The organism is Nonomuraea fuscirosea, from assembly GCF_003001935.1.
Taxonomy (GTDB): Bacteria; Actinomycetota; Actinomycetes; order Streptosporangiales; family Streptosporangiaceae; genus Nonomuraea; species Nonomuraea fuscirosea.
This window is the reverse complement of the sequence record NZ_PVNG01000007.1, coordinates 210,784-235,310: the sequence shown is the minus strand read 5'-3', so window position 1 is coordinate 235,310 and position 24,527 is coordinate 210,784. Positions and strand designations below refer to the sequence as shown.

25 protein-coding genes are annotated in these 24,527 nt (G+C 71.4%); 14 read left to right on the top strand and 11 right to left on the bottom strand.

Annotated elements, in window-relative coordinates:
• Positions 1 to 11: 11 nt before the first annotated feature.
• Positions 12 to 524, top strand: coding sequence for a DUF6542 domain-containing protein (locus B0I32_RS18430; RefSeq protein WP_106240691.1), 513 nt, complete (start codon positions 12 to 14; stop codon positions 522 to 524).
• Between the two features lie 109 nt (positions 525 to 633).
• On the opposite strand, the gene B0I32_RS18425 is transcribed toward B0I32_RS18430, so the two are convergent.
• Positions 634 to 1,599 carry a 4-hydroxy-3-methylbut-2-enyl diphosphate reductase gene (locus tag B0I32_RS18425; RefSeq protein ID WP_106240689.1) on the bottom strand — a complete coding sequence of 322 codons (966 nt, stop codon included), beginning with the start codon at positions 1,597 to 1,599 and terminating at the stop codon, positions 634 to 636.
• A gap of 101 nt (positions 1,600 to 1,700) precedes the next feature.
• Here B0I32_RS18425 and B0I32_RS18420 point away from each other — a divergent pair, with 101 nt between their 5' ends.
• The 3 genes from B0I32_RS18420 (at position 1,701) to B0I32_RS18410 (ending at position 4,590) form a co-directional block, all read left to right on the top strand.
• Positions 1,701 to 2,756: a hypothetical protein gene (locus tag B0I32_RS18420; protein ID WP_106240686.1), complete on the top strand. Its 1,056-nt coding sequence runs from the start codon at positions 1,701 to 1,703 to the stop codon at positions 2,754 to 2,756.
• A gap of 28 nt (positions 2,757 to 2,784) precedes the next feature.
• Positions 2,785 to 4,116, top strand: coding sequence for an exodeoxyribonuclease VII large subunit (gene xseA, locus B0I32_RS18415; protein WP_106240684.1), 1,332 nt, complete (start codon positions 2,785 to 2,787; stop codon positions 4,114 to 4,116).
• A gap of 117 nt (positions 4,117 to 4,233) precedes the next feature.
• Positions 4,234 to 4,590 carry a VOC family protein gene (locus tag B0I32_RS18410; protein ID WP_106240682.1) on the top strand — a complete coding sequence of 119 codons (357 nt, stop codon included), beginning with the start codon at positions 4,234 to 4,236 and terminating at the stop codon, positions 4,588 to 4,590.
• On the opposite strand, the gene B0I32_RS18405 is transcribed toward B0I32_RS18410, so the two are convergent.
• Positions 4,587 to 5,183: a TetR/AcrR family transcriptional regulator gene (locus B0I32_RS18405; RefSeq protein WP_219911878.1), complete on the bottom strand. Its 597-nt coding sequence runs from the start codon at positions 5,181 to 5,183 to the stop codon at positions 4,587 to 4,589. The two genes, B0I32_RS18410 and B0I32_RS18405, sit on opposite strands and share 4 nt — an antisense overlap.
• Positions 5,184 to 5,266: 83 nt before the next feature.
• On the opposite strand from B0I32_RS18405, the gene B0I32_RS18400 reads away from it, so the two are divergent.
• Positions 5,267 to 5,689, top strand: coding sequence for a nitroreductase family deazaflavin-dependent oxidoreductase (locus B0I32_RS18400; protein ID WP_245955889.1), 423 nt, complete (start codon positions 5,267 to 5,269; stop codon positions 5,687 to 5,689).
• Positions 5,690 to 5,842: 153 nt separating this feature from the next.
• Here B0I32_RS18400 and B0I32_RS18395 read toward each other — a convergent pair whose 3' ends face one another.
• The 3 genes from B0I32_RS18395 to B0I32_RS18385 form a co-directional block, all read right to left on the bottom strand.
• The gene (locus B0I32_RS18395; protein WP_106240678.1) at positions 5,843 to 6,079 is read right to left on the bottom strand and encodes an exodeoxyribonuclease VII small subunit; all 237 of its coding nucleotides are present in this window, start codon (positions 6,077 to 6,079) and stop codon (positions 5,843 to 5,845) included.
• Positions 6,080 to 6,216: 137 nt separating this feature from the next.
• On the bottom strand, positions 6,217 to 6,747 hold the full coding sequence (locus B0I32_RS18390; RefSeq protein WP_106240676.1) for a DUF4245 domain-containing protein: 531 nt from the start codon (positions 6,745 to 6,747) through the stop codon (positions 6,217 to 6,219).
• Positions 6,748 to 6,758: 11 nt separating this feature from the next.
• The gene (locus B0I32_RS18385) at positions 6,759 to 7,367 is read right to left on the bottom strand and encodes a TetR/AcrR family transcriptional regulator (protein ID WP_106240674.1); all 609 of its coding nucleotides are present in this window, start codon (positions 7,365 to 7,367) and stop codon (positions 6,759 to 6,761) included.
• Positions 7,368 to 7,536: 169 nt separating this feature from the next.
• On the opposite strand from B0I32_RS18385, the gene glpX reads away from it, so the two are divergent.
• On the top strand, positions 7,537 to 8,571 hold the full coding sequence (gene glpX, locus B0I32_RS18380; RefSeq protein WP_106240672.1) for a class II fructose-bisphosphatase: 1,035 nt from the start codon (positions 7,537 to 7,539) through the stop codon (positions 8,569 to 8,571).
• An 82-nt stretch (positions 8,572 to 8,653) separates the two neighbouring features.
• Here the strand turns inward: glpX and B0I32_RS18375 are convergent, their stop codons facing one another.
• The gene (locus tag B0I32_RS18375) at positions 8,654 to 9,304 is read right to left on the bottom strand and encodes a DUF1707 SHOCT-like domain-containing protein (protein WP_181307517.1); all 651 of its coding nucleotides are present in this window, start codon (positions 9,302 to 9,304) and stop codon (positions 8,654 to 8,656) included.
• A 238-nt stretch (positions 9,305 to 9,542) separates the two neighbouring features.
• Here B0I32_RS18375 and B0I32_RS18370 point away from each other — a divergent pair, with 238 nt between their 5' ends.
• Positions 9,543 to 10,220 (top strand): DUF998 domain-containing protein, encoded by a 678-nt coding sequence (locus B0I32_RS18370; RefSeq protein ID WP_181307515.1) that lies wholly within the window; start codon positions 9,543 to 9,545, stop codon positions 10,218 to 10,220.
• Between the two features lie 23 nt (positions 10,221 to 10,243).
• Positions 10,244 to 11,407: an MFS transporter gene (locus tag B0I32_RS18365; RefSeq protein WP_106240664.1), complete on the top strand. Its 1,164-nt coding sequence runs from the start codon at positions 10,244 to 10,246 to the stop codon at positions 11,405 to 11,407.
• Positions 11,408 to 11,512: 105 nt separating this feature from the next.
• Here the strand turns inward: B0I32_RS18365 and B0I32_RS18360 are convergent, their stop codons facing one another.
• Positions 11,513 to 12,457, bottom strand: a complete 945-nt coding sequence (locus tag B0I32_RS18360) for a Gfo/Idh/MocA family protein (RefSeq protein ID WP_106240661.1) — start codon at positions 12,455 to 12,457, stop codon at positions 11,513 to 11,515.
• A gap of 30 nt (positions 12,458 to 12,487) precedes the next feature.
• A complete protein-coding gene (gene pdxR / locus B0I32_RS18355; protein WP_106240658.1) occupies positions 12,488 to 13,963 on the bottom strand; it encodes a MocR-like pyridoxine biosynthesis transcription factor PdxR in 1,476 nt (491 codons plus the stop codon).
• 68 nt (positions 13,964 to 14,031) lie between these two features.
• On the opposite strand from pdxR, the gene B0I32_RS18350 reads away from it, so the two are divergent.
• Both B0I32_RS18350 and B0I32_RS18345 read left to right on the top strand, forming a co-directional pair.
• Positions 14,032 to 14,907, top strand: a complete 876-nt coding sequence (locus B0I32_RS18350; RefSeq protein WP_106240655.1) for a DMT family transporter — start codon at positions 14,032 to 14,034, stop codon at positions 14,905 to 14,907.
• Between the two features lie 79 nt (positions 14,908 to 14,986).
• The gene (locus B0I32_RS18345; protein WP_106241047.1) at positions 14,987 to 16,639 is read left to right on the top strand and encodes a fumarate hydratase; all 1,653 of its coding nucleotides are present in this window, start codon (positions 14,987 to 14,989) and stop codon (positions 16,637 to 16,639) included.
• A gap of 102 nt (positions 16,640 to 16,741) precedes the next feature.
• Here B0I32_RS18345 and B0I32_RS18340 read toward each other — a convergent pair whose 3' ends face one another.
• Together B0I32_RS18340 and B0I32_RS18335 are read right to left on the bottom strand one after the other, a co-directional pair.
• Entirely contained in the window at positions 16,742 to 17,122 is a 381-nt protein-coding gene (locus tag B0I32_RS18340; RefSeq protein ID WP_245955888.1) for a hypothetical protein, read from the bottom strand.
• The gene (locus tag B0I32_RS18335; RefSeq protein WP_106240653.1) at positions 17,119 to 17,307 is read right to left on the bottom strand and encodes a DUF5999 family protein; all 189 of its coding nucleotides are present in this window, start codon (positions 17,305 to 17,307) and stop codon (positions 17,119 to 17,121) included. Before B0I32_RS18335 ends, B0I32_RS18340 begins: the two co-directional genes overlap by 4 nt.
• A 592-nt stretch (positions 17,308 to 17,899) precedes the next feature.
• Between B0I32_RS18335 and B0I32_RS18330 the strand changes: the two genes are divergently transcribed.
• From B0I32_RS18330 to B0I32_RS18315, 4 genes are all read left to right on the top strand, one after another.
• The gene (locus B0I32_RS18330) at positions 17,900 to 18,508 is read left to right on the top strand and encodes a superoxide dismutase (RefSeq protein ID WP_106240650.1); all 609 of its coding nucleotides are present in this window, start codon (positions 17,900 to 17,902) and stop codon (positions 18,506 to 18,508) included.
• Between the two features lie 70 nt (positions 18,509 to 18,578).
• A complete protein-coding gene (locus B0I32_RS18325; protein WP_106240648.1) occupies positions 18,579 to 19,688 on the top strand; it encodes a serine/threonine-protein kinase in 1,110 nt (369 codons plus the stop codon).
• A 35-nt stretch (positions 19,689 to 19,723) separates the two neighbouring features.
• Positions 19,724 to 21,727, top strand: a complete 2,004-nt coding sequence (locus tag B0I32_RS18320; protein WP_106240645.1) for a serine/threonine-protein kinase — start codon at positions 19,724 to 19,726, stop codon at positions 21,725 to 21,727.
• Between the two features lie 59 nt (positions 21,728 to 21,786).
• Positions 21,787 to 23,172: a class II fumarate hydratase gene (locus B0I32_RS18315; RefSeq protein ID WP_106240642.1), complete on the top strand. Its 1,386-nt coding sequence runs from the start codon at positions 21,787 to 21,789 to the stop codon at positions 23,170 to 23,172.
• A gap of 30 nt (positions 23,173 to 23,202) precedes the next feature.
• Here the strand turns inward: B0I32_RS18315 and trpD are convergent, their stop codons facing one another.
• A complete protein-coding gene (gene trpD, locus B0I32_RS18310) occupies positions 23,203 to 24,315 on the bottom strand; it encodes an anthranilate phosphoribosyltransferase (protein WP_106240640.1) in 1,113 nt (370 codons plus the stop codon).
• Between the last annotated feature and the right edge of the window lie 212 nt (positions 24,316 to 24,527).

Here is a 24,527-nt window from a genome sequence, read left to right as displayed (position 1 = left end):
GGGGAGGGCAAGTGGGTGAGAAGGGCAGGCGTCCTGCGGTCAGGCTGACGGCTCGCGGCGCCATCGCGCTCGCCCTGCTGGCCACCCTGGCGGGCTACGTGCTGGCGGCCGTGTTCGGCGTCGGCCACCTCGTCGGAGCGGCGTTCGTGCTGGCCAGCGCGCTCGGCGCGCTCCTGGTCAACCGGCGCGAGCTGCTGTCGCTGGTGGTGACGCCGCCGCTGGTGTTCTTCTGCGCCACCCTGTTCGTCGAGCTCGGGCGGGCGTTCGGCTCGGTGTCGGTCGTGCAGTCGCTGGCGCTGGGGCTCTACACGTCGATGACGCGGGGCGCGCCGTGGCTGTTCGCCGGCTCGGCGATCGTGCTGGGCGTCGCGTGGCGGCGCGGGCTGCGCGACAACGTACGCGAGCTGCGCGAGGAGCTGAAGGCGGACGCGGCTGAGGTGCCGCGCCCGCGCCAGCCGTTCGTGCCCGAGCCCGAGGGGTATTTCGAGCCCAAGGTGTACGGAACGCCGCGCGGCGAAGACTAGACCCGGCCCCCCATTCACGGACGCCGGCCCGCGACCTCTCAGGATCGCCGGGGACCGGCCCGCGACCTCTCAGGAGAGCCCGGGACCGGCCCGCGACCGGCTGCGGGGCTCAGGAGGCCCGCAGGTCCTTGCGCAGTTCGTGGGGCAGGGCGAAGCGCATGCGCTCCTCCACCGGCTCGACCTCCGTCACGTCGCCGAACCCGTGCCGGGCCAGCCGCGCCAGCACCTCCGCCACCAGCTCTTCCGGCACCGAGGCGCCGCTGGTCACGCCGACCGTGGTGACGCCGTCGAGCCACTCGTCGCGGATGAAGTCGGCGTTGTCGACCAGGTACGACGCCTGGGCGCCGTAGTCCTTGGCCACCTCGACCAGCCGCTTGGAGTTGGAGGAGTTGTCGGAGCCGACCACGATGACCAGCTCGGACTCGGCCGCGATCTCCTTGACCGCCACCTGGCGGTTCTGGGTGGCGTAGCAGATGTCATCGCTGGGCGGGTCGATGAGCGTGGGGAAGCGCTCCTTGAGCCGGGCGACGGTCTCGGTGGTCTCGTCGACCGAGAGCGTGGTCTGCGACAGCCACACCAGCTTGCTCGGGTCCTTCACCTCCACCTTGCCGACCGCGTCGAGCCCGTCGACGAGCTGGATGTGCTCGGGCGCCTCGCCGGAGGTGCCCTCGACCTCCTCGTGGCCCTCGTGCCCGATCAGCAGGATGTCGTAGTCCTGGGCGGCGAACCGCTTGGCCTCGTTGTGCACCTTCGTGACCAGCGGGCACGTGGCGTCGATCGTGCGCAGGCCGCGCTGCCTGGCCTCCTCGTGGACGACCGGGGAGACGCCGTGGGCCGAGAAGACGACGATCTCGCCCTCGGGCACCTCTTCGGTCTCGTCGACGAAGACGGCGCCCCTGGCCTCGAGCGTCTTGACGACGTGGGTGTTGTGGACGATCTGCTTGCGTACGTAGACCGGGGCACCATACTGCTCCAGAGCCTTCTCGACCGCTACCACGGCTCGATCGACTCCGGCGCAGTAGCCCCGTGGCTTGGCAACGAGGACTCGGCGGGAAGTGGGGGTCTGGGGCTCCATACTTTCTATGCTACGTGGAGCGGCGTTCTGGCCCGCGCGTGCGTGGTTGCCCGCGATTTGCCAGACTGTCCGTCCATCACTGACCTCCCAGGGAGACGTACATGTCCTTCAGCGACGTGATACGCAACATCGCTAAAACCGTTACCAACAAGGACGAACTCAAGGAGAAGGCCAAGGACCTGCCGCTTCTCGTCGTCCAGACCACGTTGAGCGCCGCCGGGCAGGCGCTGCTGCTCGTGGACCGGATGAAGAACTCCATCAAGGGCATCGGCGCCAAGGAGGAGCGCGAGGAGGAGCAGGACTCCCGTCCCTCCGCCGCTCAGCAGGTCGCCCCCGCGCCGGCCGAGGCCGAGGAGGGCAAGGCCGAGCGCAAGGAGCCGGTCATCTTCGCCCCGCGCCCCGCGGCCGAGCCCAACGGGGTCGCCAAGACGAAGCCGGACCCGGTCATCTTCTCCCCCGCGGCCAAGACCGAGGCGGCGCCCGCCGCCGAGCCCGCCGCCAAGCCGGAAGCCGTCTCCGAGCCCGAGACCGCTGCCAAGCCGGAGCCCGTCGCCAAGCCGGAGGCGACCTCCAAGCCGGAAGCCGTCGCCAAGCCCGCGCCCGCGGACCCCGAGCCCGAGACCGCCGCCAAGGAGTCCGGCACCAAGACGGACGTGGCCCCCGAGCCCGTCCAGGAGCCGGCCGCCACCGCCGCGCCCGAGCCGGAGGTCGCGCCCGCCGCGCCCAAGGCCGTGGCCGACCCCGCCGTGGCCGAGTCTGCCGTGGCTGAGCCCGCCGCCGTGGCCGAGCCCGCCGTGGCCGAGCCGGAGCCCGCCGCCAAGCCGAAGGCCGCCAAGCCCAGGGCCAGGGCCGCCAAGCCGAAGGCCGCGAGCAAGGCTCCCGAGGTGGCGCCCGAGCCGGCCGCCGCGCCGGAGCCCGCCGCGGCCACCGCCGAGCCCGCCAGGGCCCCCGAGCCCGTCGCCGCCGCGGCCGTGGACCTGACCGAGCCGCTGCCCGGCTACTCCGGCCTCACCGTGGCCTCCCTGCGGGCCAGGATGCGCGGCAAGAGCGCCGAGCAGATCAGCTCCTACCTGGAGTTCGAGCGGTCCAACGCCGCGCGGCCCGAGGTGATCAAGATGTTCGAGAACCGCCTGGCCAAGCTGCGCGCCGGGGAATAACGTCGCACCGAACCCGTAGTCTTCCGCCATGAGCTCGAAGACCACGCCTGAGTCTCCCCTGCCGATCCGCACGGTCCTGCAGATGGTGGGCGGATGGATCGGCAGACTCGGCACGGTCTGGGTCGAAGGTGAGATCACCGACCTGAGCACCCGTGGCGGCACGGTGTTCCTGACCCTGCGCGACCCGGTCGCCAACGTGTCCGCCAGGGTCACCGCCCCGCGCGGCGTCTACGAGGCGACCGTGCCGCGACCGGCCAACGGCTCCAGGGTGGTGCTGCACGTCAAGCCCGACTTCTGGGTCAACAGGGGCTCGTTCGCCTTCACCGCGCTGGAGATGCGCCCGGTCGGCGTGGGCGAGATGATGGTCAGGCTGGAGCGGCTCAGGCAGCTGCTGGCCGCCGAGGGGCTCTTCAACGCCGACAGGAAGCGGCGGCTGCCGTTCCTGCCGGGCACGATCGGGCTCGTCTGCGGGCGTGAGTCGGCGGCCGAGCGCGACGTGCTGGAAAACTCGCGCAGGCGCTGGCCCGCGGTGCGGTTCAAGGTCGAGGAAGTGGCCGTCCAGGGGCCGTACGCGGTGGCCGAGGTGACGGAGGCGCTGCGCAAGCTCGACGCCGACTCCTCGATCGAGGTGATCGTCATCGCCAGGGGCGGTGGCTCGCTCGAAGACCTGCTCCCGTTCTCCGACGAGACGCTGGTGCGCGCCGTGGCCGCCTGCCGCACCCCCGTGGTGAGCGCGATCGGCCACGAGCAGGACAGCCCGCTGCTCGACCTGGTGGCCGACGTGCGGGCCTCCACGCCCACCGACGCGGCCAAGAAGGTCGTGCCCGACGTGGGCGAGCAGCTTTCGCTGGTGCGCCAGCTCCGCGACCGTGGCCGCAGGGTGGTGAGCGGCTGGCTCGACCGGGAGATGTCCTGGCTGACGTCCGTGCGCTCGCGGCCCTCGCTGGCCGATCCCGTACGCGAGCTCGAACGCCGGGCCGAGCAGGCCGAGGCGCTGCGCGACCGGGCCAGGCGCTCGTTGTCGTCCTCGCTCGACCGCGCCGCCGACGACCTCACCCATCTGCGCGCCCGCCTCGTCGCCCTGTCCCCCGCCGCCACGCTGGAGCGCGGTTACGCCATCGTGCAGCACCCGTCCGGCGACGTGGTCCGCCTGGCCAAGGACGTCTCCCCTGGCACGCTGCTGACGATCCGGCTGAGCGACGACCGCCTGACCGTACGGACAGAAGACCCGGACGCACCGGATGGGCAGGACGCGCCGAAGAGCCGGGCGGGCGGGACGAGCAGGAGAGCGCCGTCCGGGGCCAAGAGCCCGAAGAGCCGGGCCGGCCGCGAAGCACCCGACCAGCCGGAGAGTGCCTGACGAGTCGGCGCGTGAGCGCGTGACGGGTAAAAGCGGGCGCCCATGACGGGTGAAGGTGGACGCGCGTGACGGGTCAAAGCGGGCGCGCGTCACGGCTGCGAGGTCTACGTTCGGCGCATGAGAGGACTCACCCAGGTCGCCCAGCACGCCGACGACCTCGACAGAGCCACCGCCTTCTACCGCGACGTGCTCGGCCTGCGGCACATCGCCACCTACCGGCCGCCCGGGCTGGCCTTCTTCGACCTCGACGGCGTACGCCTGCTGATCGAGAAGAGCGCCCCCTCGGCCGTGCTCTACCTCGCCACGGACGACCTCGAAGCCGACGTGGCCCGGTTACGCGCGCACGACGTCGCGATCGTCGAGGAGCCGCACCTGGTCTTCACCGACGACGGGACGTTCGGCACCCGCGACAAGGAGATCAGGATGGCCGCGTTCCGGGACTCGGAGGGCAACCTGCTCTGCCTGATGACCTAACGGAGCACGGCCCGCGCCACGGCAGTCACGCCTGACTTGATCTGCTCGACCGTCATGCCGCGTTCCTCCCGCTGGAAGGCGATCAGATAGGCGTTGACGGGCGCGAGCAGGGCGTCGGCGACGTACGCGGCGTCGGCCTCCGGGCGCGCCCGCGTCAGCAGCGCCGTGAGGTGGACGTGGTAGATCTGGTACGGGGTGCTGAAGCCCTTCGCCTTGCCCGTCTCCAGCAGCAGAAACAGCTCCTCCTGCGCCACCACCCGGTCGACCAGCGCCCGCAGAAACGCGACGATCCGCTCGCCCTCCGGCGCGCCGGGGCCGAGCGGCGGCGGCCCGGCGAAGAAGGACTCCTGAAAGCGCCGCTCCCCCTCGTCGAGCAGCGCCAGCACCAGGCCCGCGCGGTCGCCGAAGCGCCGGTAGACCGTGCCCACGCCGACTCCCGCGACGCGGGCGACCTCGTCGAGCGAGAGACCCGCCGCCCCGCGCTCGGCGATCATCCGCGTCGCCACGTCGATGATCTTCTGCCGGTTGCGCGCGGCATCGGCCCGCTCGGGCTGGGGTTGCCCGACCACGGGCAGGAGTCGGCGTCCGCACACGCGGTCGAGCATACCGGTGACAAACGGAGAGTTCTCCGATTAGGCTGTAACCGGAGAGTTCTCCGATTGTTGAGGAGCGAAGCGTGACCATCGACTACAACGAGTTCAACCAGCAGATCATCAAGGAGTTCCGCGAGAACGAGGGCCGGGTCGGCGGCATGTTCGAGGGCAAGCCGCTGGTGCTGCTCACCACCACGGGGGCCAAGAGCGGCAGGCGTGTCACCACGCCGGTGATGTACGTGAAGGACGGCGACCGCTACGTCGTCATCGCCTCCAAGGGGGGCGACGACACCAACCCCGCGTGGTACCACAACCTTCGCGCCACGCCCGCCGCGACGGCGGAGATCGGGACGGAGACGTTCGAGGTGAAGGCCGTGGTCGCCGAGGGCGAGGAGCGCGACCGCCTCTACGCCAAAATGGTTGAGCAGGCGCCCCAGTTCGCCGACTACGAGAAGAAGACCACCCGCCGCATCCCTGTGGTGACCCTGGTCAGAACGGACGCCTGACGCCCCTTGCGGGCCCGTGGGAGGGGGCGGGCTCGCAAGACAGCGGGCCCGCGAGCTGTGCGACGAGCACGGCCTCGTCAGACGTCAGGTCGTCCGCGCGGCCGATCTGACGCGAAGCCGCCCGGCGCTTGTGCCAGGGCGCCTTGGAAACCCCTAGAAGGGGGCGTCGTCGGAGCCCGCGGGGGTGGGCTCGGAGCGGCGGGCCATGGCGGCGGCCAGCTTGACCCTGGCGCCCTGCAGCCACTCCTCGCAGACGGCCGCCAGCTTCTCGCCGCGCTCCCAGAGCTCGATCGACTGCTCCAGGGTGAGCCCGCCGGTCTCGAGGCGGCGCACCACCTCGGTCAGCTCCTCGCGGGCCTGCTCGTATGAGGGTGCCTTCTCGTCTGCCACGTCACCACCCTAGAGGGACCGGCCGACAACCACGGCCGCGACGAGCCCGCGGCTCAGTTCCGGGGCCGTTGCCGGAGAGACTCAGCCCTCGGGCCGTCGCTGGAGAGGCTCGATCCTGGGGTCGTCGCTGGAGAGGCTCAGCCCTGGGGCCGTTGCTGGAGGCGGGCCGCCAGCTCGCCCAGCTCCGTCCAGTCGGCCGTCCCGGTGATGACGAGCGTCACGTCGGGCAGCACGCGCACCAGCGAGCGCTGGTTCTTGTCCTCCCTGAAGCGCCGTTCCCACGCGACGCCCCCGACCTGCTGGGTGCCGGCGGCCTTGTCGGTGTTGGCCATGCGGCTGGCGAACCCGGCCGCGGGCCGCTCGTCGCTCTGCGCGAACATCGCGTGCTGCCGCGCGGCCGTGGCGTAGCCCAGGTAGAGGACCTTCGCGCCGTTCTCGCCGTCGGCGATCCTGTTGCTGTTGGGCACCCAGTTCGCCGGATCCGCCTGGGGCGCCCAGACGCCGTACGGGACCGCGTGGCCGAAGTTGGCGACGGTGATGGAGTAGTCGAGCCGCGGGATGTGCTCCTCCCGGCTCTGCGGGGTGACCAGCAGGAACAACCCCGCGCCCGCGAGACAGACGAACAGGGCTACCGCGTAGCCGTAGAAACCTTGGGTGAACCGTCGCACAGTCGCCGAGGCTACCCGCTGGAGGCGGCGGTCGCCGAAGCGGCCGGCCGGATCTGCCCGATGATGGTGAGGACCTCTTCGGCCAGGTCGCGATCTCCCGTGCGCAGCACCTCGGGCACGGCCGCGGCCAGCGCGCCGGTGAGCACCAGGACGAGCGCGGTGTCGTCCTCGAACAGCGCCGCGTTGAGCTGGGCCCACTTGCGCATCCGGTCGCGCATGACCACCTCGAAGCCGGGCGGCCCGTCACCGCGCAGGAACAGCTCGGCCAGCTCCCTCTCCTCCAGGCAGCCGTCGAGGTAGGCGCGGGCGGCGCCGACGAACACCCGCATCGGGTCGCTCTCGCCGGCCGCCCTGGCCGCGCGGGCGGCCTGCTTGGTCCGCTGCGTCTGCCTGGCCTGGAACTCCTCCCACAGCGTGAGGTAGAGATCGGCCTTGCCGGAGAAGTGGTGGTAGAGGCTGCCCACGCTGGCCTCGGCCCTGGCCACCACGTCCGTCACGCCGGCCTCGGCGAACCCTTTGGAGACGAAGACCGCCCTGGCGGCGGCGAGCAGCGAGCTCCGCGTGGCCGCGCCGCGCTCGGACGTGCGCGGTGCGGCGACCGCGTTCTCCACATCGCTCATTCGGGATCTCCTCCACGGCGGGATGCCAGGCTCCATGTTGGAGGCAAGATCCATGCCGCGCACAGCGTATGGCGCAAAATCCGTTCTCCGGAGCCAGATTATCCCCCTCTGACCGGGAAGAGACCGGCAACTACGATCGAGGTAGACGTCCGACGAGGAGGCCACCGACATGTCCGATCAGACTTCCGTGCCCGCGGCGCTCGCCACGAGCGAGCGCGCCCCCGACCGCAACCTGGCGCTGGAGCTCGTCCGCGTCACGGAGGCGGCGGCGATGGCGGCGGCCCGGTGGGTCGGCCGGGGCGACAAGAACGGCGCGGACGGCGCCGCGGTCAACGCCATGCGGCAGCTGATCAGCACGGTCTCCATGAACGGCGTGGTCGTCATCGGCGAGGGCGAGAAGGATCACGCGCCGATGTTGTTCAACGGCGAGCAGGTGGGCGACGGCAGCGGCCCCGACTGCGACGTGGCGGTCGACCCGATCGACGGCACCAGGCTGACCGCGCTCGGCATGCCGGACGCGGTGTCGGTCATCGCGGTGAGCGAGCGCGGCTCCATGTACGACCCGTCCGCGGTCTTCTACATGGAGAAGCTGGTCACCGGCCCCGAGGCGGCCGACGTGGTCGACATCGAGGCCCCCGTGTCGGTCAACGTCAACGCGGTGGCCAGGGCCAAGCACTGCTCGCCCTCCGACGTCACCGTGGTCGTGCTCGACCGGCCCCGGCACGAGCGGCTGGTCAAGGAGATCAGGGAGACGGGCGCGCGGATCAAGTTCATCACCGACGGCGACGTGGCCGGCGCGATCATGGCGGCCCGCGCGGGCACCGGCATCGACCTGATGCTCGGCATCGGCGGCACGCCCGAGGGCATCGTGGCGGCGTGCGCGCTCAAGTGCCTGGGCGGCGTCATCCAGGGCAAGCTGTGGCCGCGCGACGACGCCGAGCGGGGCCGGGCGGTCGACGCCGGGCACGATCTCGGTCAGGTGCTCACCACGAACGACCTGGTCAAGTCCGACGACGTGTTCTTCGCGGCCACCGGCATCACGCACGGCGAGCTCATGCAGGGCGTACGGTTCCGGGCCGGCTCGGCGGTGACCGAGTCGCTGGTGATGCGCGGCAGGTCGGGCACGATCCGCAAGATCGAGAGCGAGCACCAGCTGTGGAAGCTGCGGGCGTACAGCGCGATCAACTTCGACACGGCCGGCTGACCGCGGCCGGCTGACCCGGACCGGCAGGTCCGGACGGGTCGGCTCGGGTCGCCGACGCCGGCCGACGGCAGGCGCCGAGCTCTCAGCGGCGGCGCTTGCGGCGGGGTGGCTCCTTGACCTTGACCTCGCCCGCGAAGTTCGTGGTGCGCACCTCCACCACCGGTGCCTCCGGCCCGGTGGGCTGCTTGGTCAGGCGGACCGTCTTGTCCTTGGCCACCCTGATCACTTCCAGCCCCTCGGGCACGTGGATCTCCAGCCCGCCGAAGACGAGGGTGGCGTTGATGATGATCCGCCGGTTCTGCAGGATCGCGTCGCGGAAGTCGAGCTTGGTGGTGCCGAACATGGCCGTCACCCCGAGCTCGGCCGGCACCACCCAGCGCCCGCCGCGCTGCTCCTTCTTGAAGATCGCCGAGACCGGCCGGCCGTCCAGGTTGAGCGGCTGCTGGTCGGCGGGCAGCAGGTCGCGGGTGAGCGCGGCCAGTTCGCCGAGCGTACGGGCGGCGTAGAGCACGCCGAGCCGTTCCTCCAGCTCGTCCAGCGTGAGGCGCCCGTCGGCGTGCGCGTCCTGGAGCACCTGGGCGATGCGTTCCCTGTCGGCGTCGGACGCGCGCAGCTCGTGCGGCTGGGGTACGTCGTCCGCCCCCTGCGGCCGGCGGGCGGAGACCCACTCCTCGGCCAGCCGCTCGCCGACTTCCTGAAGTTTCGGCAACCACGATCCCGCGCGTTCGTTCACACTTCTGACGATATCTGGCGGTCGCGCCGTTTGCTCGTCCCGATTGGACAGGTGTCGATGGATTCCGGCGAGTAGTCCGGCAATCCTCTCTCGTGAGCTTCTCGCTCACTTCGGCGTGGCGATGGGGATGGCCGGGTCACCAGGTGCGGCGGGTGGTTTCTCACGATTTTCTTAGGAATCCCCTTACAGGTACGGCCGTTGTTCCGATCAAAGGGACCGGTCGAAGTGGGGTGTGCGCGTGCATCAACCGGCGCGGTGGGGTCTCGGCGTGGCAGGCGCGGGCATAGCGGTGATCCTGGGCCTGGAGCTGGCGAGCTTCGACGAGATGGACCCGTTCAGGCGGACGATCAGCCAGCACGGCCTGGGCCCCGGCGGCTGGATCTTCGGCCTCGGCGTGGGCCTGCTCGCGGTGGGTTCCGCGGCCATCGGGGTGTCGCTGGCCCGCAAGAGGCTGGCCGGGGTGTTCGGCATGATCGCGCTCATGGGCTGGAGCGTGGGGCTGCTGATGACGGCCTGGTTCGAGAAGCACGACTGGTCGGTCGGGCCCAGCCTGAGCGGCAGCATCCACCGGGTGGGCAGCTTCGTCGCCTTCCTCTGCCTGCCGCTGGCGGTGGTGATCATCGCCAGGCCCTGGCGGCGGGAGCGGTCGCGGGCGACGCTCGTGGCGTTCGCGTTCGGGGTCTGCTCGGTGCTGTGGGTGGCGGGCATCGGCACGATGATGATCGTCGGGGCCGCCGAGGGGCTGCCGTGGTATCGCGTCATGCCCTTGGGGCTGGTCGAGCGGGGGCTGGCGATCAGTGAGGTGGCGGCGCTGCTGGCGCTCGGCGTCTGGGCCGCCGCCGGAGATCACTCGTTGCCTTCCGGTGCTGGCGGAGGGCCTGTGGCAGCGGCTAACCTGACCGCGCCTCACGTTTGATTCCCCCCGATCAGGAGGCCGCCGTGCCGTCCTTGCGTGATCGCCAGGCCCGGATCGCCACGTACGCCGTCTTCGCCGTACAAGGGCTGTCCCTCGCCACGCTGCTCGTCCAGATCGCGAACCTGCAGACCAAGCACCACCTCGACGAGGGCTCGCTCACGCTGCTGCTGCTCATCGTGCCGGTGTTCGCCGGGGTGGGCAGCGTGGGAGCCGGGGCGTTCGCCGCCCGGTTCGGCAGCAGGCTGCTGCTGCGGATCGCGCAGCCGGCGGTGGCCGCCGCCGTGGTGCTGACCGGGTTCGCGCCGCAGGTGGTGCTGCTCGTGCCCGCGCTGCTGGTGTACGCGCTGGCGCTGGGCGCGGTGGACGCGGGCATGAACATGCAGGGTGTGGCGGTCGAGCGCAGGTACGGCCTCCACGTGCTCAACGGGTTCCACTGCGTGTGGAGCGCGCTCAGCATGGCCGGCGCGCTGTGGGCGTCGGCCGCGGCGGCGGCCCATCTCCCGCTCGAACTCATCATGACGCTGCCGATGCTGCTCGCCGTGGCCGGCTCCCTGGTCTTCGGCCGCTCTCTCTACACGCCGGCCGAGGAGAAGCCCGAGACCGGCTCCGTGCACCTCGACGGCTTCCCATGGCGGCCGATCATCCCGCTCTGCCTGGCCATGGCCTTCCTGTACGTCGGCGACGCGGCCGTCTCCAACTTCAACACCGTCTACATGCAGGACGTGCTGACGGCCGAGGCCTGGGTGATCCCGCTGGCCTACGCCGCCTACCAGGCGACCACGCTGGCCGTCAGGCTCGGCGGCGACCTCGCCGTCAGGCGGTTCGGGCCGGCCGCCATCGTCAGGGCCGGCGGTGTGATCGCCACGCTGGGCTTCGCGTGGATCGTGCTGGCCCCGAACCAGGTGCTCGGGCTGGTCGCCTTCGGGGTGACCGGGGTGGGCCTCGCGGTGGTGGCGCCGCAGTCGTTCTCCGCGGCGGGCCGGCTCGACCCGGCCGGGACGGGGGTGGCCATCGCCCGGGTCAACCTGTTCAACTATGTCGGCTTCATCGTCGGGGCGGCCCTGGTGGGCGGCCTCGCGGACGCCGTGAACATGCGCGTGGCCTTCGCCGCGCCGCTGGTGCTGGCCGCGGCCATCATCCTGCTGGCGCCCGGCTTCGAACCGAAACGCACCAAGTCCTCCACCTGAGGGCCGCCGCCCCGACCCCGACCCCGACCCCGACCTCGGCCCCGACCTCGGCCACGGCCACGGCCACGCCCGAAGCCGCAGCACGGCCCGACGAGACGGCTCAGGTCACGCGCGCTGTCGTACCTCGGCGACCTCGACCGGGCGGCCCTCGCGCAGGGACAGGTCGGCGGCCTCGGCCACGTACAGGGCCTCCAGCGCGTCCGCGATCGAGCACGGGCTCGTGTCAGCCGTCAGGAAGCAGTCGATCTCCTCCCGGTAGGCGGTCTCGAAGCGGGCGACGAAGTCCGGCCAGGGCTTGCCCAGGCCGGGCAGGTCCTCGGTGCTGTGCAGGGGCGCGCGCGGGCTGAGCCCGACGGCCTGCGTGCGCCGGGTGCCCGCCAGCTCCATGCGCACGTCGTACCCGCCGCCGTTGTAGCGCGAGCCCTGCAAGGTGGCGAGCGTGCCGTCGTCGAGCGTCAGCAGCGCGGCGCTGTTGTCCACGTCGCCCGCCTCGCGGAAGAACGCCGCCCCGCGGTTGGCGCCGCGCGCGAAGACGGACACCACCTCGCGGCCGGTCACCCACCGCAGGATGTCGAAGTCGTGGATGTGGCAGTCGCGGAAGATGCCCCCCGACGACGGCAGGAACTCGGCGGGCGGCGGCGCGGGATCGGCCGTGACCAGGTGCACCCGGTGCAGCTCGCCCAGCTCGCCGCCGCGCACCGCGCGCCGCCCCGCGACGTAGCCGGGGTCGAACCTGCGCTGGAACCCGATCTGCACCCGATGTCCCGCGCAGGCCCGCAGCACCTCGACGGTGGCGGCGACCGTCCCCGCCACCGGTTTCTCGCAGAACACGGGGACGCCTCTGGCGCACGCCTCCATGATGAGGTCCGCGTGGGTGCTGGTCGGGGTGGCGATGACGACGGCGTCCGTCGCGAAGGGGTCCCCCGGTCTCCCGTACGGCGACGTCCGTACGGGATCGGCCACGATCAGCTCGTCCACGAGGGGATGCGTGGCCAGGGTGGCTGCGTGGAAGGCTCCGATCCGGCCCAGACCCAGCAGTCCCACCCGCATGTCGCCTCCCGTTCGTCCGAGAAATGCTCCTTATTTAGAGATTTGTCCTGACATGCTGACCTTCAATCCTCGTACCGCCTCGACCGCCTTGTGCGTGGGCAGCCGGGCGAAGCCCACCACCATGGCCGGCGGCCCCGCCGCCTCCCGCATCGGCCCGACCGCCTCGGCCGACAGGCCCAGCTCGCGGGCGGCCCGCACCGTACGCGGCTCGCTCCACCCGTCCGGCAGCTCCAGGTAGAGGTGCAGCCCCGCGTCGATCCCCTTCACCCGCACCTCGGGCAGCTCCCCCGCCAGCGTCGTGACCAGCGCGTCCCTGCGCCGCCGGTACTCCCTGCGCATGCGCCGCAGGTGCTTGTCGTAGCCGCCGGTCCGCAGGAAGTGGGCCAGCGCGTACTGCTCGATGACCGGCGAGCCCAGGTCCAGCTCGCCCCGCGCCCGCCGGATCGCCTCGGCCAGGTCGGGCGGCGCCGCCACCCAGCCCAGCCGCAGGCCGGGCGCGAGCGCCTTGCTCACGCTGCCCGACAGGATCACCCGGTCGGGCGCCAGCCCCTGGAGGCAGCCGACGGGGTCGCGGTCGAAGCGGAACTCGGCGTCGTAGTCGTCCTCCAGGATCGCCCGGTCGCCCGCGTACGCCCACTCCATCAGCGCGGCCCGGCGCGGCGGCGACAGCACCACGCCCGTCGGGTACTGGTGCGCCGGCGTCACCAGCACGGCGTCCCCGCTCAGCCGGCGCACGTCGAGGCCGTGCTCGTCCACCGGCACCGGCACGAGCCGCGCGCCCGCCCGCCGCAGCAGCGGCACCTGCCGGTGGCTGGTCGGGTCCTCCACGGCGAGGCGGATCGGCCGCTGCTGGGTCAGCACGTGCAGGACCAGGCTCAGGCCCTGCGCCACGCCGCCCACGATGACGAGGTTCTCCGGGCGCACATCGGCGGCCCTGACCCGCCGGAGGTAGCCGGCCAGCTCTTCACGCAGCTCAGGCACGCCGCCGGGGTCCCCGTAATCGAGCGCGTCCGAGGGTACGGTGGTCAGGACATGCCTGACGGCCGCCAGCCAGCGTTCACGGGGGAAGTGGCTGAGGTCCGGGGAGGTGGGGCGATGACCGTAGTACGAGGTGCCCCTGGCGGGGGTCCCGCCGGGCTGCTCGGGCCGCTGGTCGGGCCGCTGGTCGGGCCGCTGCTCGGGCCGCTGGCCGGGCCGCTGCTCGGGCCGCTGGCCGGGCCGGGGCCGCGCGGTGTCGCGCGGCCTGGGCAGGCCGCGCGCGTTCTTGGGGGTGACCTGGGTGCCGACGCCCACCCTGGAGATCAGGAAGCCCTCGGCGACCAGTTGCTCGTACGCCTCCACCACCACGCCCCTGGAGACCTGGAGGTCGGTGGCCAGGTCGCGGGTGGCGGGCAGGCGGGTGCCCGGAGTGAGCCGCCCGCCCCGGATGGAGTCGCGCAGCTCAGACGCGATCTGCCCGGCGATGGCCCCCTTACCCCGCTTTATCTGGATATGGAGGTCAGCCATATTGGTCCTGTCTCTCGGCGGGACATTGGACTGTTTGAACGAACCATTGTCTCCCTAGCATCCTTCGCATGAGAAACGGCATCATCGGCGCGGCCTCGGCCATGTTCCTCGTCGGCACGCTGGCCGGCGTCTCGAAACTCGTCGAGGCCTACCCGATATACGGCGGACAGGCCGTCCGGTATCTCGTCGGTTCGGTCATCCTGCTAGTCATAACGCGGGTGCTCGGCCTGCGGTTCGTCCGGATGACGGCGCGCGAGCTCCTGTGCCTGGGCGGGCTGACGCTGTTCGGCCTGGTGATCTTCAACGTGTGCGTGGTCGAGTCCACCCGCGCCTCGGGCCCCGCCCTGGTCGGCACCGTGCTCGGCACCGTGCCGCTGGCGCTCGCGCTGGCCGGCGGCCGGCCCGCGCCCCGGCTGCTGGCCGGCGCCGCCGTGGTCGTGGCCGGGGCCACCCTCGCCACCGGGCTTGGCAGCGGCGACACCGTCAGCCTGCTGTGGGCGCTCGGCGCGCTCGTCGGCGAGGTGTGCTTCTCGCTGCTGGCCATCCCGCTGCTGCCCAAGCTGGGCGCGATCCGGGTGTCGGCGTACTCGACGGCGCTGGCCGTGCCCATGCTGGTCGCGGTGGGGCTCGTGGACGCCGGTACGGACATGGTCAGGATGCCCACGCTGGCCGAGGCGCTCGGGTTCGCCTACCTGGCGGTCGTGGTCACCGTGGTCGCCTTCTTCCTCTGGTACAGCTCGCTGCCCAAGCTGGGGCCGGGCCGGGCGGGGCTCTTCGCGGGGCTCATCCCGGTGGCCGCCATCGTCACGGGCGCGGTGCTGGGGGTCGCGATGCCGTCCGCGTACGATCTGCTGGGCGCCGGGCTGGTCGTCGCGGGCATCCTGCTCGGCCTCAGCTCCGCGCGCTCGGGAGCGGGGGCCGCCGTACGGCCGTCAGAAGCCTGAGCCGGGTCTACCACAGCCGGAGCCGGTCCGCCGGTCGTGCCAAGGGAGCGTAATCTCTTGGAGGACCGAAAGGATGGACATGGGCGAGTTCGACTACACCGACCTGCTTCCGCTGGGAGCCGACGAGACCGAATACCGGTTGATCACGTCGGAGGGGGTGCGGAAAGTCGAAGCGGCAGGGCGTACGTTCCTCGAAGTCGACCCGGAGGCGTTGCGGCTGCTCACCGAGACGGCCATTCACGACATCTCCCACTTTCTGCGCTCCTCGCACCTCGCCCAGCTCAGGAAGATCGTCGATGACCCCGAGTCCAGCGGCAACGACCGCTTCGTCGCCCTCGACCTGCTGAAGAACGCCTCCATCTCGGCTGGCGGCGTGCTGCCCATGTGCCAGGACACCGGCACCGCCATCGTCATGGGCAAGCGCGGTCGCCACGTGCTGACCGACGGGCTCGACGCCGAGCACGTCTCGCGCGGCGTGTACGACGCCTACACCAAGCTCAACCTGCGTTACTCGCAGATGGCTCCGCTCACCATGTGGGAGGAGAAGAACACCGGCAGCAACCTGCCCGCCCAGGTCGAGATCTACGCCGAGGACCCCCACGGGCACCCCGACGAGTACAAGCTGCTGTTCATGGCCAAGGGCGGCGGCTCGGCCAACAAGTCGTTCCTGTACCAGGAGACCAAGGCCGTGCTCAACGAGAAGCGCATGCTGGCCTTCCTGGAGGAGAAGATCCGCTCGCTGGGCACCGCGGCCTGCCCGCCGTACCACCTGGCCGTCGTCGTCGGCGGCACCTCCGCCGAATACGCGCTCAAGACCGCCAAGTACGCCAGCGCCCGCTACCTCGACTCCATCCCCACCGAGGGCTCCGCGTCCGGCCACGGGTTCAGGGACCTGGAGATGGAGGCCAAGGTCTTCGAGCTGACCCAGAAGCTCGGGATCGGCGCGCAGTTCGGCGGCAAGTACTTCTGTCACGACGTCCGCGTCATCCGCCTGCCTCGCCACGGCGCCTCCTGCCCGGTCGCCATCGCCGTCTCCTGCTCGGCCGACCGCCAGGCGCTGGCCAAGATCACGCCGGAGGGCGTCTTCCTGGAGAAGCTGGAGACCGACCCGGCCCGCTACCTGCCGGAGACGACCGACGAGCACCTCTCCGACGACGTCGTCCAGGTGGACCTCAATCAGCCCATGCCGGAAATCCTCGCCCAGCTCACGAAATATCCGGTCAAGACGCGGCTCTCGCTCACCGGCCCCCTCGTCGTCGCCCGCGACATCGCCCACGCCAAGATCGCCGAACTCCTCGACAACGGCGGTGAGATGCCGCAATACCTCAAGGACCACGCCGTCTACTACGCCGGCCCGGCCAAGACCCCCGAGGGCTACGCCTCCGGCTCCTTCGGCCCGACGACGGCCGGCCGCATGGACTCCTACGTGGGGCGCTTCCAGGCCGCGGGCGGCTCGATGGTGATGCTGGCCAAGGGCAACCGCTCCAAGCAGGTCACCGAGGCGTGCCAGGAACACGGCGGCTTCTACCTGGGCTCCATCGGCGGCCCGGCGGCGCGGCTGGCGCAGGACTGCATCAAGAAGGTCGAGGTGCTCGAATATCCGGAGCTGGGGATGGAGGCGGTGTGGAAGATCGAGGTCGAGGACTTCCCCGCGTTCATCGTCGTCGACGACAAGGGCGAAGACTTCTTCACCGACAAGACCGGCCCGGTGCTGTCGATCGGCCGCCGCTGACTCTCGCGACAGCGGTCTCGCGACGGCGGGATCGAGGGCCGGGCGGATCGAAGGCCGGCTGACCCGGTCGGAGGCCGGCGACTGGGGTGGCGGCTCGGCGGATCAGAGGCCGAAGGGTGGCGGGTAGGCGATCGTGCCGGTGGGCACCGGTCGCCGCTCGTCGAGCACGAGCGCCATCATGGCCTCGCCGGGCACGTCGAAGGGCCCTTGTGCGGTACGCGGAGGTGTGGACGAAGCCGAAGCGGGGGTGGTGAACGGGGTGCCCGAGGACGAGCGCCAGGGCATCGCCGGCGTCGTGGACCCTGTCGTGCGCCCGTCGTGCTCGGTCACGACGGGCAGGCCGGGCAGCCGGGAGGGGTTCCTACGGAGCGCGTCGACCAGGTCGGCTTCGGGCGCGGCCGGGGACGCCGCGGGCAGGACCTCGCGGATCGCCGGGAGGTCTGGCCGCCGCTCCGGCCCGGTGACCAGGGAGGTGGCGCTCACGCGGCCACCGGGGACCGGTGCGGCGCCACGACGGAGCCGTCGGGCAGCAGCAGGCCGGTGTCGTCGAACAGCACGACGCCGTTGCAGAGGAGGCTCCAGCCCTGGTCGGGGTGGGCCGAGATGACGTGCGACCGCTCACGGTCGAGGGAGTCGGCACTCGGGCAAACGGGGTAGTGACTGCACATCGCGCACCTCTCAGATTGCGCTCCTGAATGCGGGTCTTCAAAAGGGCAGCTGGCGCCCTGACGGAGTGCGAAGGTCCAGAGCGGCTCTGGTCGACTTCTTCGGCCGGCGGCGAACCTGGATCTGGCGCATCTTCATCACGTCCTTCATCGGTCGTTCTTCGGTGGTTCTTCGGTGGCAGGACCTCGGGTGGATGCCCTCAGTCTGACGTTCGGGACCGACAGATTCCGGCCGTCTCCGGGAGCTCGCCTTCTTTCTTGGCTTAACCATGCCCCCGCCCTCTTACGGCACCCTTACAAGTCGCTGACGGATCCCCGTGGTTTCTGTAAGCCAGCCTGCCGTACGCCTGAAAGTCCCCTACCGGGCATCATGCACAGGATTTCGGCGAGTGGTTGTGCCGGCCGACACACATGCCCGGTGAACTGCGGAAACACCCTGAGAGAGCCAGGCGGGCGAACACGCCCGCGGCCGGGGAAGAGCCGCCCGCGCGGCGGGACGTGAGCCAGCCCTCCGCGGGAGGACCTAGGTCGCAAGTCTGATGCAGTTGCGAATGAGTTGCAATAAGGTCCTTCCAGAGATCGACAAGGAGGACTCATGGGGGATTACACCCTTCCCGACATGCCTTACGACTACGCCGCTCTCGAACCGGCCATCACCGGCGAGATCCTGGAGCTGCACCACGCCAAGCACCACGCCGCGTACGTGAAGGGGGCCAACGACACGCTCGAACGCCTGGCCGAGGCGCGTGACAAGGGCGAGTTCGGCGGCCTGGTCGGGCTGGAGAAGACGTTCGCGTTCAACCTGTCCGGCCACGTGCTGCACTCGATCTTCTGGGAGAACCTGTCGCCGGACGGCGGCGACCGCCCGGAAGGCCCGCTCGCGGACGCCATCCTTGCGCATTTCGGTACGTTCGAGGCGTTCCAGCGACAGCTCACCACCGCGACCGCGTCGGTGCAGGGGTCCGGGTGGGGGGTACTGGCCTGGGAGCCGCTCGGCCGCAGGCTGGTCGTCGAGCAGGTCTACGACCACCACGGCAATGTGGGGATGAACACCACGCCGCTGCTCGTGTTCGACGCGTGGGAGCACGCGTACTACCTTCAGTATCGCAACGTCCGTCCGGACTACGTCGAGAAACTGTGGGGCCTCATCAACTGGGAGGATGTGGCCCGGAGGTTTGCTGACGTGACGAGTCAGGCGGGTTGACTTAAGTTCGCAACAAATTATCGGCCCCGCCTCTACTGGTCGGTTTACACAAATAGGTAAGCTGCCTGGCATGCGTGCGCCCTCCGGTTACCTACTCGCCGCGCGCTATCGGCTCATGGAGCCGGTCGGTCGGGGCGGCATGGGCACCGTTTGGCGGGCACATGACGAGTTGCTTGACCGGGACGTGGCGGTCAAGGAAGTGCGGCTGCCGTCCGTTCTCGACGAGGAGCTGCGTGCCGAGCTGTGCGCGCGTACCGAGCGCGAGGGCCGGGCCACCGCCATGGTCACGCACCCCTCGGTCATCACCGTGTTCGACGTGGTCACCGAGGACGATCGGCCGTGGATCGTGATGGAGCTGCTCCGGGCGAAGTCCCTGGAGCAGCTCATCCAGGAACAGGGACCGCTCCATCCGCGCCGGGCCGCCGAGATCGGCCGGCAGATCCTCGGCGCGCTGCGGGCCGTGCACGCCAAGGGCATCCTGCATCGCGACGTCAAGCCGAGCAACGTGCTGGTGACCGAGGATCGCGCGGTGCTCACCGACTTCGGGCTGGCCGCACTCGAAGGTGACGTTTCCATCACCCAGGCGGGCATCGTTCTGGGGTCGGCGGGCTACATCGCTCCAGAGCGGGTGCTCGGCTCGAAGGCCAGCCCCGCCGGTGATCTGTGGTCGCTGGGCGCCACCCTCTACACCGCCGTCGAGGGCAGGGGGCTGCACGGCCGGCGCACCGCGGCCGCCGCGCTCGCGGCGCTCACCAGCGGCGAGCCGATCCCGATGACCAAGGCGGGTCCGCTGGCGCCCGTCCTCGACGCGCTGCTGCGCATCGACCCGGCGACGCGCCTCGACTCCGTACGCGCCTCGCTCATGCTGACCAGGGTCGCCGCCGGCGGATCCGCGGAAGAGCCGCTGAGCCCGCGCAAGCCCGCGCGCCAGCCCTCGCCCGCCACCCAGCCCGCCTTCGCGCGCAGGCCCTCGCACCGTGGGCTGCACCGGGCCGACGCTCCCCCACCGCCCGTGAACGTGCCCTCGCCCCGGCAGGAACGCAAGCCCGGCGAGGGTGTGCACAGGAAGCGCGTCGAACCGCGGCCGACTCCTTCGGCTTATGCTCGATTCAAAGCTACGGTGATAAAGTTGTGCCTTCCTCGACGGTTCTGGCCCAGAGAACTTCGCAAGCGAGGGTAAAGCACTTCCCAAGCGAGAATCGATATCTTCTTCTCATGCCGGAACAGCAGACACGCCTGCTCGCGGAGCGCTACGAGCTCATCTCCCCGCTCGGCCGGGGCACGATGGGCACGGTCTGGCGCGCTCGCGACCGCGCGCTCGGGCGCGAGGTGGCGGTCAAGGAAATCCGCCAGGATCCCGGGCTCACCGAGGAACAGCGGACCGAGCTGCGCGAACGCATGGTCCGCGAAGGGCGTATCGCCGCGCGGATCAGCCACCCGTCCGTGGCCTCCATCCACGACGTGCTGATTCAGGACGACAGTCCGTGGATCATCATGGAGCTGATCGAGGCCCGCTCGCTGGAGCAGGTGATCGAGGAGGAAGGTCCGCTGCCGCCGCGCCTCGTGGCGGAGATCGGCGTCGACCTGCTCGGGGCCCTGCGCGCCGCACACGCCCAGGGCATCACCCACCGTGACGTCAAGCCGGGCAACGTGCTCATCACCGAGAGCGGCCGGGTGGTGCTGACCGACTTCGGCATCGCCAAGGCGGAGGGCGACTCGCGGCTGACGAAGACCGGCATGGTGATCGGTTCACCCGGCTACACCGCCCCGGAACGCGCCAGGGGCGAATACACCGGCCCCGAGTCTGACATCTGGTCGCTCGGAGCCACCCTCTACTTCGCGGTCGAGGGACGTCCCGCCTACGAGCGGTCCACGATCGCGGAGACGCTGGCGGCGCTGCTCACCGAGAGCGCCGACCCGCCGACGCAGGCGGGGCAACTGCGGCCGGTGCTGAACGGGCTGCTGAGCAAGGACTACCGGCAGCGGCTCAACGCTGCCAAGGCGGAGACCCTGCTGCGCATGGTCGCCGACACCCCCACGAGCGAGATGCCGGTGCTCACGGCCGAGGCTCTTATGGCGCAGGAGGCCGCTTTGCCCGATCCGTTCGCCGCCCAGCAACCCCCCACCGCGGGAGGCCAGGGTCCAGGCGGCCGCGGTGTCCAGGGCGCGGCGGCCGCCCAGGCCGGAGCTCCCCACGGGCCGGCCGGCCCTGGCCAGGGCCCCGGCGGGCCTGGGCAGGGCTCAGGGGGTCCCGGGCAGGGCTCAGGAGCGCCTGGGCAGGGGCGGCCCGGCGGGCCGGCGCAGGGCAGTCCTCCGTACGGCGCCGGCGCTCCGGGGCAGGGTCCCGGCGGTCGCGGTGGCCCGCAGTCCGGCCACGGCGCACCGATGGGCGGCGCACCGCAGCCAGGCGGTCCTGGTGGTCCGCAAGGACCTGGCGGTCCGGGCGGGCAGGGCGGTCCGCAAGGTCCAGGAGGCCCGCAGGGGCCCGGTGGTCCGGGCGGACGTGGTCCTGTCGGACCCAACGCCTTCAACCCTCAGGGACCCGGTGGCCCCAACGCTCCGGGTGGACCCGGTGCACAGGGCGGCCCCCATGCCGGGGGCGGGCAGCCGATGCGTGCTTCGGGCGCGCCGACCGTGCCCCACTCGACCACCCCCGGCTACCCCCCGCAGGGGCAGCAGCAGCACTTCGGCTCGCAGCCGCAGGCAGGCGGGACGGGCGGCGCGGCGGGCGGCGGTGACGAGGGTTACGACACCGAGCGCACGGTCAGCATCTCCCGCCCGAAGGGCCCCTTCGCTCCGGGTACGGACCAGGGCAGGCCGCCGCAGCGCGACGAGGGCTCCATGGCCACCACGCGCATCCCCTCGCAGCTGCCCGGAGCCCCCGGACAGCAGGTCTATCCGCCGCCCAAGGGAGACCGGCAGCAGACGGGCCCGCACCAGGCAGGCCCCCAGCAGGCGGGTCCCCAGCAACCAGGACAGCACCAGCCGGGGCAGCAGCCGCCGATGGGACCGGGGGCCCAGCAAGGCGGCGCCCAGCACGCCGGCGGCCCGCAGATTCCGTACGAGAGCCAGGGCCTCGGCACGGACCTGTTCTCCATCGCCGGCCAGCCGGAGCAGAAACCCGCGGGCAACCGCAACGGCATGCTGGTGCTCATGGCGGTGGCCGCCGCGGCCGCCGTGGTGATCGCCGTCCTCATCGTGGCGCTCTTCTCCAGCTGACGCCGGGCACCGGGTGGTGTCGCCGAAGCGAACGCGCGCGCGTGAGCCAGACTGAAGTCATGAGCGAGTTCAGGATCGAACATGACTCGATGGGTGAGGTACGCGTGCCGGCGGGCGCGAAGTGGCGTGCGCAGACCCAGCGGGCGGTGGAGAACTTCCCGATCTCCGGACGCCCGCTGGAGCCGTCCCACATCGCCGCCCTCGGCCTGATCAAGGCCGTGGCCGCGGAGGTCAACGGCGAGCTGGGCGTGATCGACAAGGACATGGCGGAGGCGATCGCGCAGGCCGCCGCGGACGTGGCGGAGAACGAGCACGACTCCCACTTCCCGATCGACGTCTTCCAGACCGGCTCGGGCACCTCGTCCAACATGAACGCCAACGAGGTGATCGCGACGCTGGCCGAGGAGCGGCTGGGCCGGCCGGTGCATCCCAACGACCACGTGAACGCCTCGCAGTCGTCCAACGACGTCTTCCCGACCTCCATCCACGTGGCGGCGGCGACCGAGGTGAGCTACCACCTGGTGCCCTCGCTGCGGCACCTGGCGGAGGCGTTGCGGGCGAAGGCGATCGAGTTCGACGGCGTGGTGAAGTCGGGGCGCACCCACCTGATGGACGCGACGCCGGTGACGCTGGGCCAGGAGTTCGGCGGGTACGCGACGCAGGTCGAGCACGGCGTCGTCCGCGTGCTGGGCGCCCTGGAGCACGTCCTGGAGCTGCCGCTGGGCGGCACCGCGGTGGGCACGGGGATCAACACGCCGCCGGGGTTCGCGCACGAGGCGATCGGCAAGCTGCGCGAGGCGACCGGCATCCCGTTCATCGAGGCGAGGGACCACTTCGAGGCCCAGAGCGCGCAGGACTCCATCGTGGAGCTGTCGGGGCAGCTCAAGGTGATCGCGGTGTCGCTGACCAAGATCGCCAACGATCTCCGGTGGATGGGCTCGGGGCCGCGGGCCGGGCTTGCCGAGATCAACCTGCCCGACCTGCAACCGGGCTCGTCCATCATGCCCGGCAAGGTCAACCCGGTGATCCCCGAGGCCACGGCCATGGTCGCGGCCCAGGTGATCGGCAACGACGCGGCGATCACGTTCGCGGGCGCGTCCGGCGTCTTCGAGCTGAACGTGCAACTGCCCGTGATCGCGCGCGACATCCTGGAGTCGATCAGGCTGCTGGCGAACGTCTCGCGCCTGCTCGCCGACCGCTGCGTCGCCGGGATCACCGCGAACGTGGATCGTCTGCGCGAGTACGCCGAGTCGTCGCCGTCGATCGTCACCCCGCTGAACCGGTACGTGGGCTACGAGGAGGCCGCGAAGATCGCCAAGCAGGCCCTGGCGGAGCGCAAGACGATCAGGGAGGTCGTCATCGAGCGCGGCCACGTGGCCGAGGGGCGGCTCACCGAGGAACAGCTCGACGCCGCACTCGACGTCCTGTCGATGACCCGCCCCTGACCACGAACACCCGCAACGACCCGCTGCCGCTCACACCGGACCGCGGCGGGCGCGCCCGGACGGCGGCGGGCAGGTGTCGGCGGGCCGGATGCGGGTGGCGGCGGCCTGGGTGGCCTGGGCCCAGCGGGTGAGCAGCGACGCCGCGGCGCCTGAGTCGACGGCGTCCGCCGCCCGCTTGTGCGCCGCGGCCAGGGCCGGCGTGAGCTCGGCCGCCGGCGGGGTGCCGTCTGCGGCCACCAGGGCGGCGGCCGCGTTCAGCAGCACGATGTCGCGCACAGGCCCCGGCTCACCCGACAGCACCGCGCGCGCCACGTCCGCGTTGTGCCGGGCGTCGCCGCCGCGCAGGTCGTCGAGGCGGGCGCGCGGGATCGACAGGTCGAGCGGGTCGAAGGCGGTGCGGGTGACGACGCCGCGGCGTACCACCCAGACCGTCGAGGGAGCGCAGGTCGTCAGCTCGTCGAGCCCGTCGTCGCCCCTGAAGACGAGCGAGGAGCCGCCGCGCTCGGCCAGCACGCCGGCGATGACCTCGGCCATCGCCGGCTGGAAGACCCCGACCGCCTGACTGGGCGGCAGGGCGGGGTTGGTCAGCGGGCCGAGGAAGTTGAAGACCGTGGGGACGCCGAGCTGGCGGCGCGGCCCCGAGGTGCGTCTCAGCGCCGGGTTGAAGACGGGCGCGAAGCAGAACGTGATCCCGACCTCCTCCACCACCCTGACCACCGCGGCCGGCGGCAGGTCGATGACCACGCCGAGCTCTTCGAGCACGTCCGCCGCGCCCGCCGCCGACGAGGCGGCCCTGCCGCCGTGCTTGACCACCTTGGCGCCCGCCGCCGCGGCGACGACGGCGGCCATGGTGGAGACGTTGACGGTGTTGGCGCGGTCGCCCCCGGTGCCGACGAGGTCGACGGGGTTGCCGGAGACGCGGATCGCCGCCGCCCCGGCCAGCATGCCGTCCGCCAGCCCGGCCACCTCGGCCACGCTCTCGCCCTTGGCGCGCAGCGCGACGGCGAACGCCGCGATCTGGGCGTCGGTGGCGCGGTCGGTCATGATCTGGTTCATCGCCCAGGCGGCCTGGCGGGAGGTCAGCGAAGCGCCGTCGAGCAGCGTGGTGAGAAGCCGTGGCCAGGTGAAGGCGGTGCCGGTCATGAGTGCCCTTTCTCGTCAGTGCTCGACGGGGGGACACCCACCTGAACGGTGACGGCCGCCTCGTCGAGGCGGCCGGGTGCGTATGCGCTGGATGGTCCGCCTAGGAGGCGGGCCACCACTGGGACGTATACGCGATCATGCGCCCAACATAGCAGACGCCGTAGATCCACATAGTGCGCCGTTCATCTATGTCGCCCGCACCCATGCGGCGC

Coding starts and splice junctions, on each gene's coding strand:
- B0I32_RS18410 (WP_106240682.1), top strand. CDS start 4,234: ATGAGAGGACTCACCCAGGTCGCCCAGCACGCCGACGACCTCGACAGA.
- B0I32_RS18315 (WP_106240642.1), top strand. CDS start 21,787: ATGAGCGAGTTCAGGATCGAACATGACTCGATGGGTGAGGTACGCGTG.
- pdxR (WP_106240658.1), bottom strand. CDS start 13,963: ATGGCTGACCTCCATATCCAGATAAAGCGGGGTAAGGGGGCCATCGCC.
- B0I32_RS18350 (WP_106240655.1), top strand. CDS start 14,032: ATGAGAAACGGCATCATCGGCGCGGCCTCGGCCATGTTCCTCGTCGGC.
- B0I32_RS18345 (WP_106241047.1), top strand. CDS start 14,987: ATGGGCGAGTTCGACTACACCGACCTGCTTCCGCTGGGAGCCGACGAG.
- B0I32_RS18360 (WP_106240661.1), bottom strand. CDS start 12,457: ATGCGGGTGGGACTGCTGGGTCTGGGCCGGATCGGAGCCTTCCACGCA.
- B0I32_RS18420 (WP_106240686.1), top strand. CDS start 1,701: ATGTCCTTCAGCGACGTGATACGCAACATCGCTAAAACCGTTACCAAC.
- xseA (WP_106240684.1), top strand. CDS start 2,785: ATGAGCTCGAAGACCACGCCTGAGTCTCCCCTGCCGATCCGCACGGTC.
- B0I32_RS18385 (WP_106240674.1), bottom strand. CDS start 7,367: ATGAGCGATGTGGAGAACGCGGTCGCCGCACCGCGCACGTCCGAGCGC.
- B0I32_RS18330 (WP_106240650.1), top strand. CDS start 17,900: ATGGGGGATTACACCCTTCCCGACATGCCTTACGACTACGCCGCTCTC.
- B0I32_RS18325 (WP_106240648.1), top strand. CDS start 18,579: ATGCGTGCGCCCTCCGGTTACCTACTCGCCGCGCGCTATCGGCTCATG.
- B0I32_RS18335 (WP_106240653.1), bottom strand. CDS start 17,307: ATGTGCAGTCACTACCCCGTTTGCCCGAGTGCCGACTCCCTCGACCGT.
- B0I32_RS18320 (WP_106240645.1), top strand. CDS start 19,724: ATGCCGGAACAGCAGACACGCCTGCTCGCGGAGCGCTACGAGCTCATC.
- glpX (WP_106240672.1), top strand. CDS start 7,537: ATGTCCGATCAGACTTCCGTGCCCGCGGCGCTCGCCACGAGCGAGCGC.
- B0I32_RS18425 (WP_106240689.1), bottom strand. CDS start 1,599: ATGGAGCCCCAGACCCCCACTTCCCGCCGAGTCCTCGTTGCCAAGCCA.
- trpD (WP_106240640.1), bottom strand. CDS start 24,315: ATGACCGGCACCGCCTTCACCTGGCCACGGCTTCTCACCACGCTGCTC.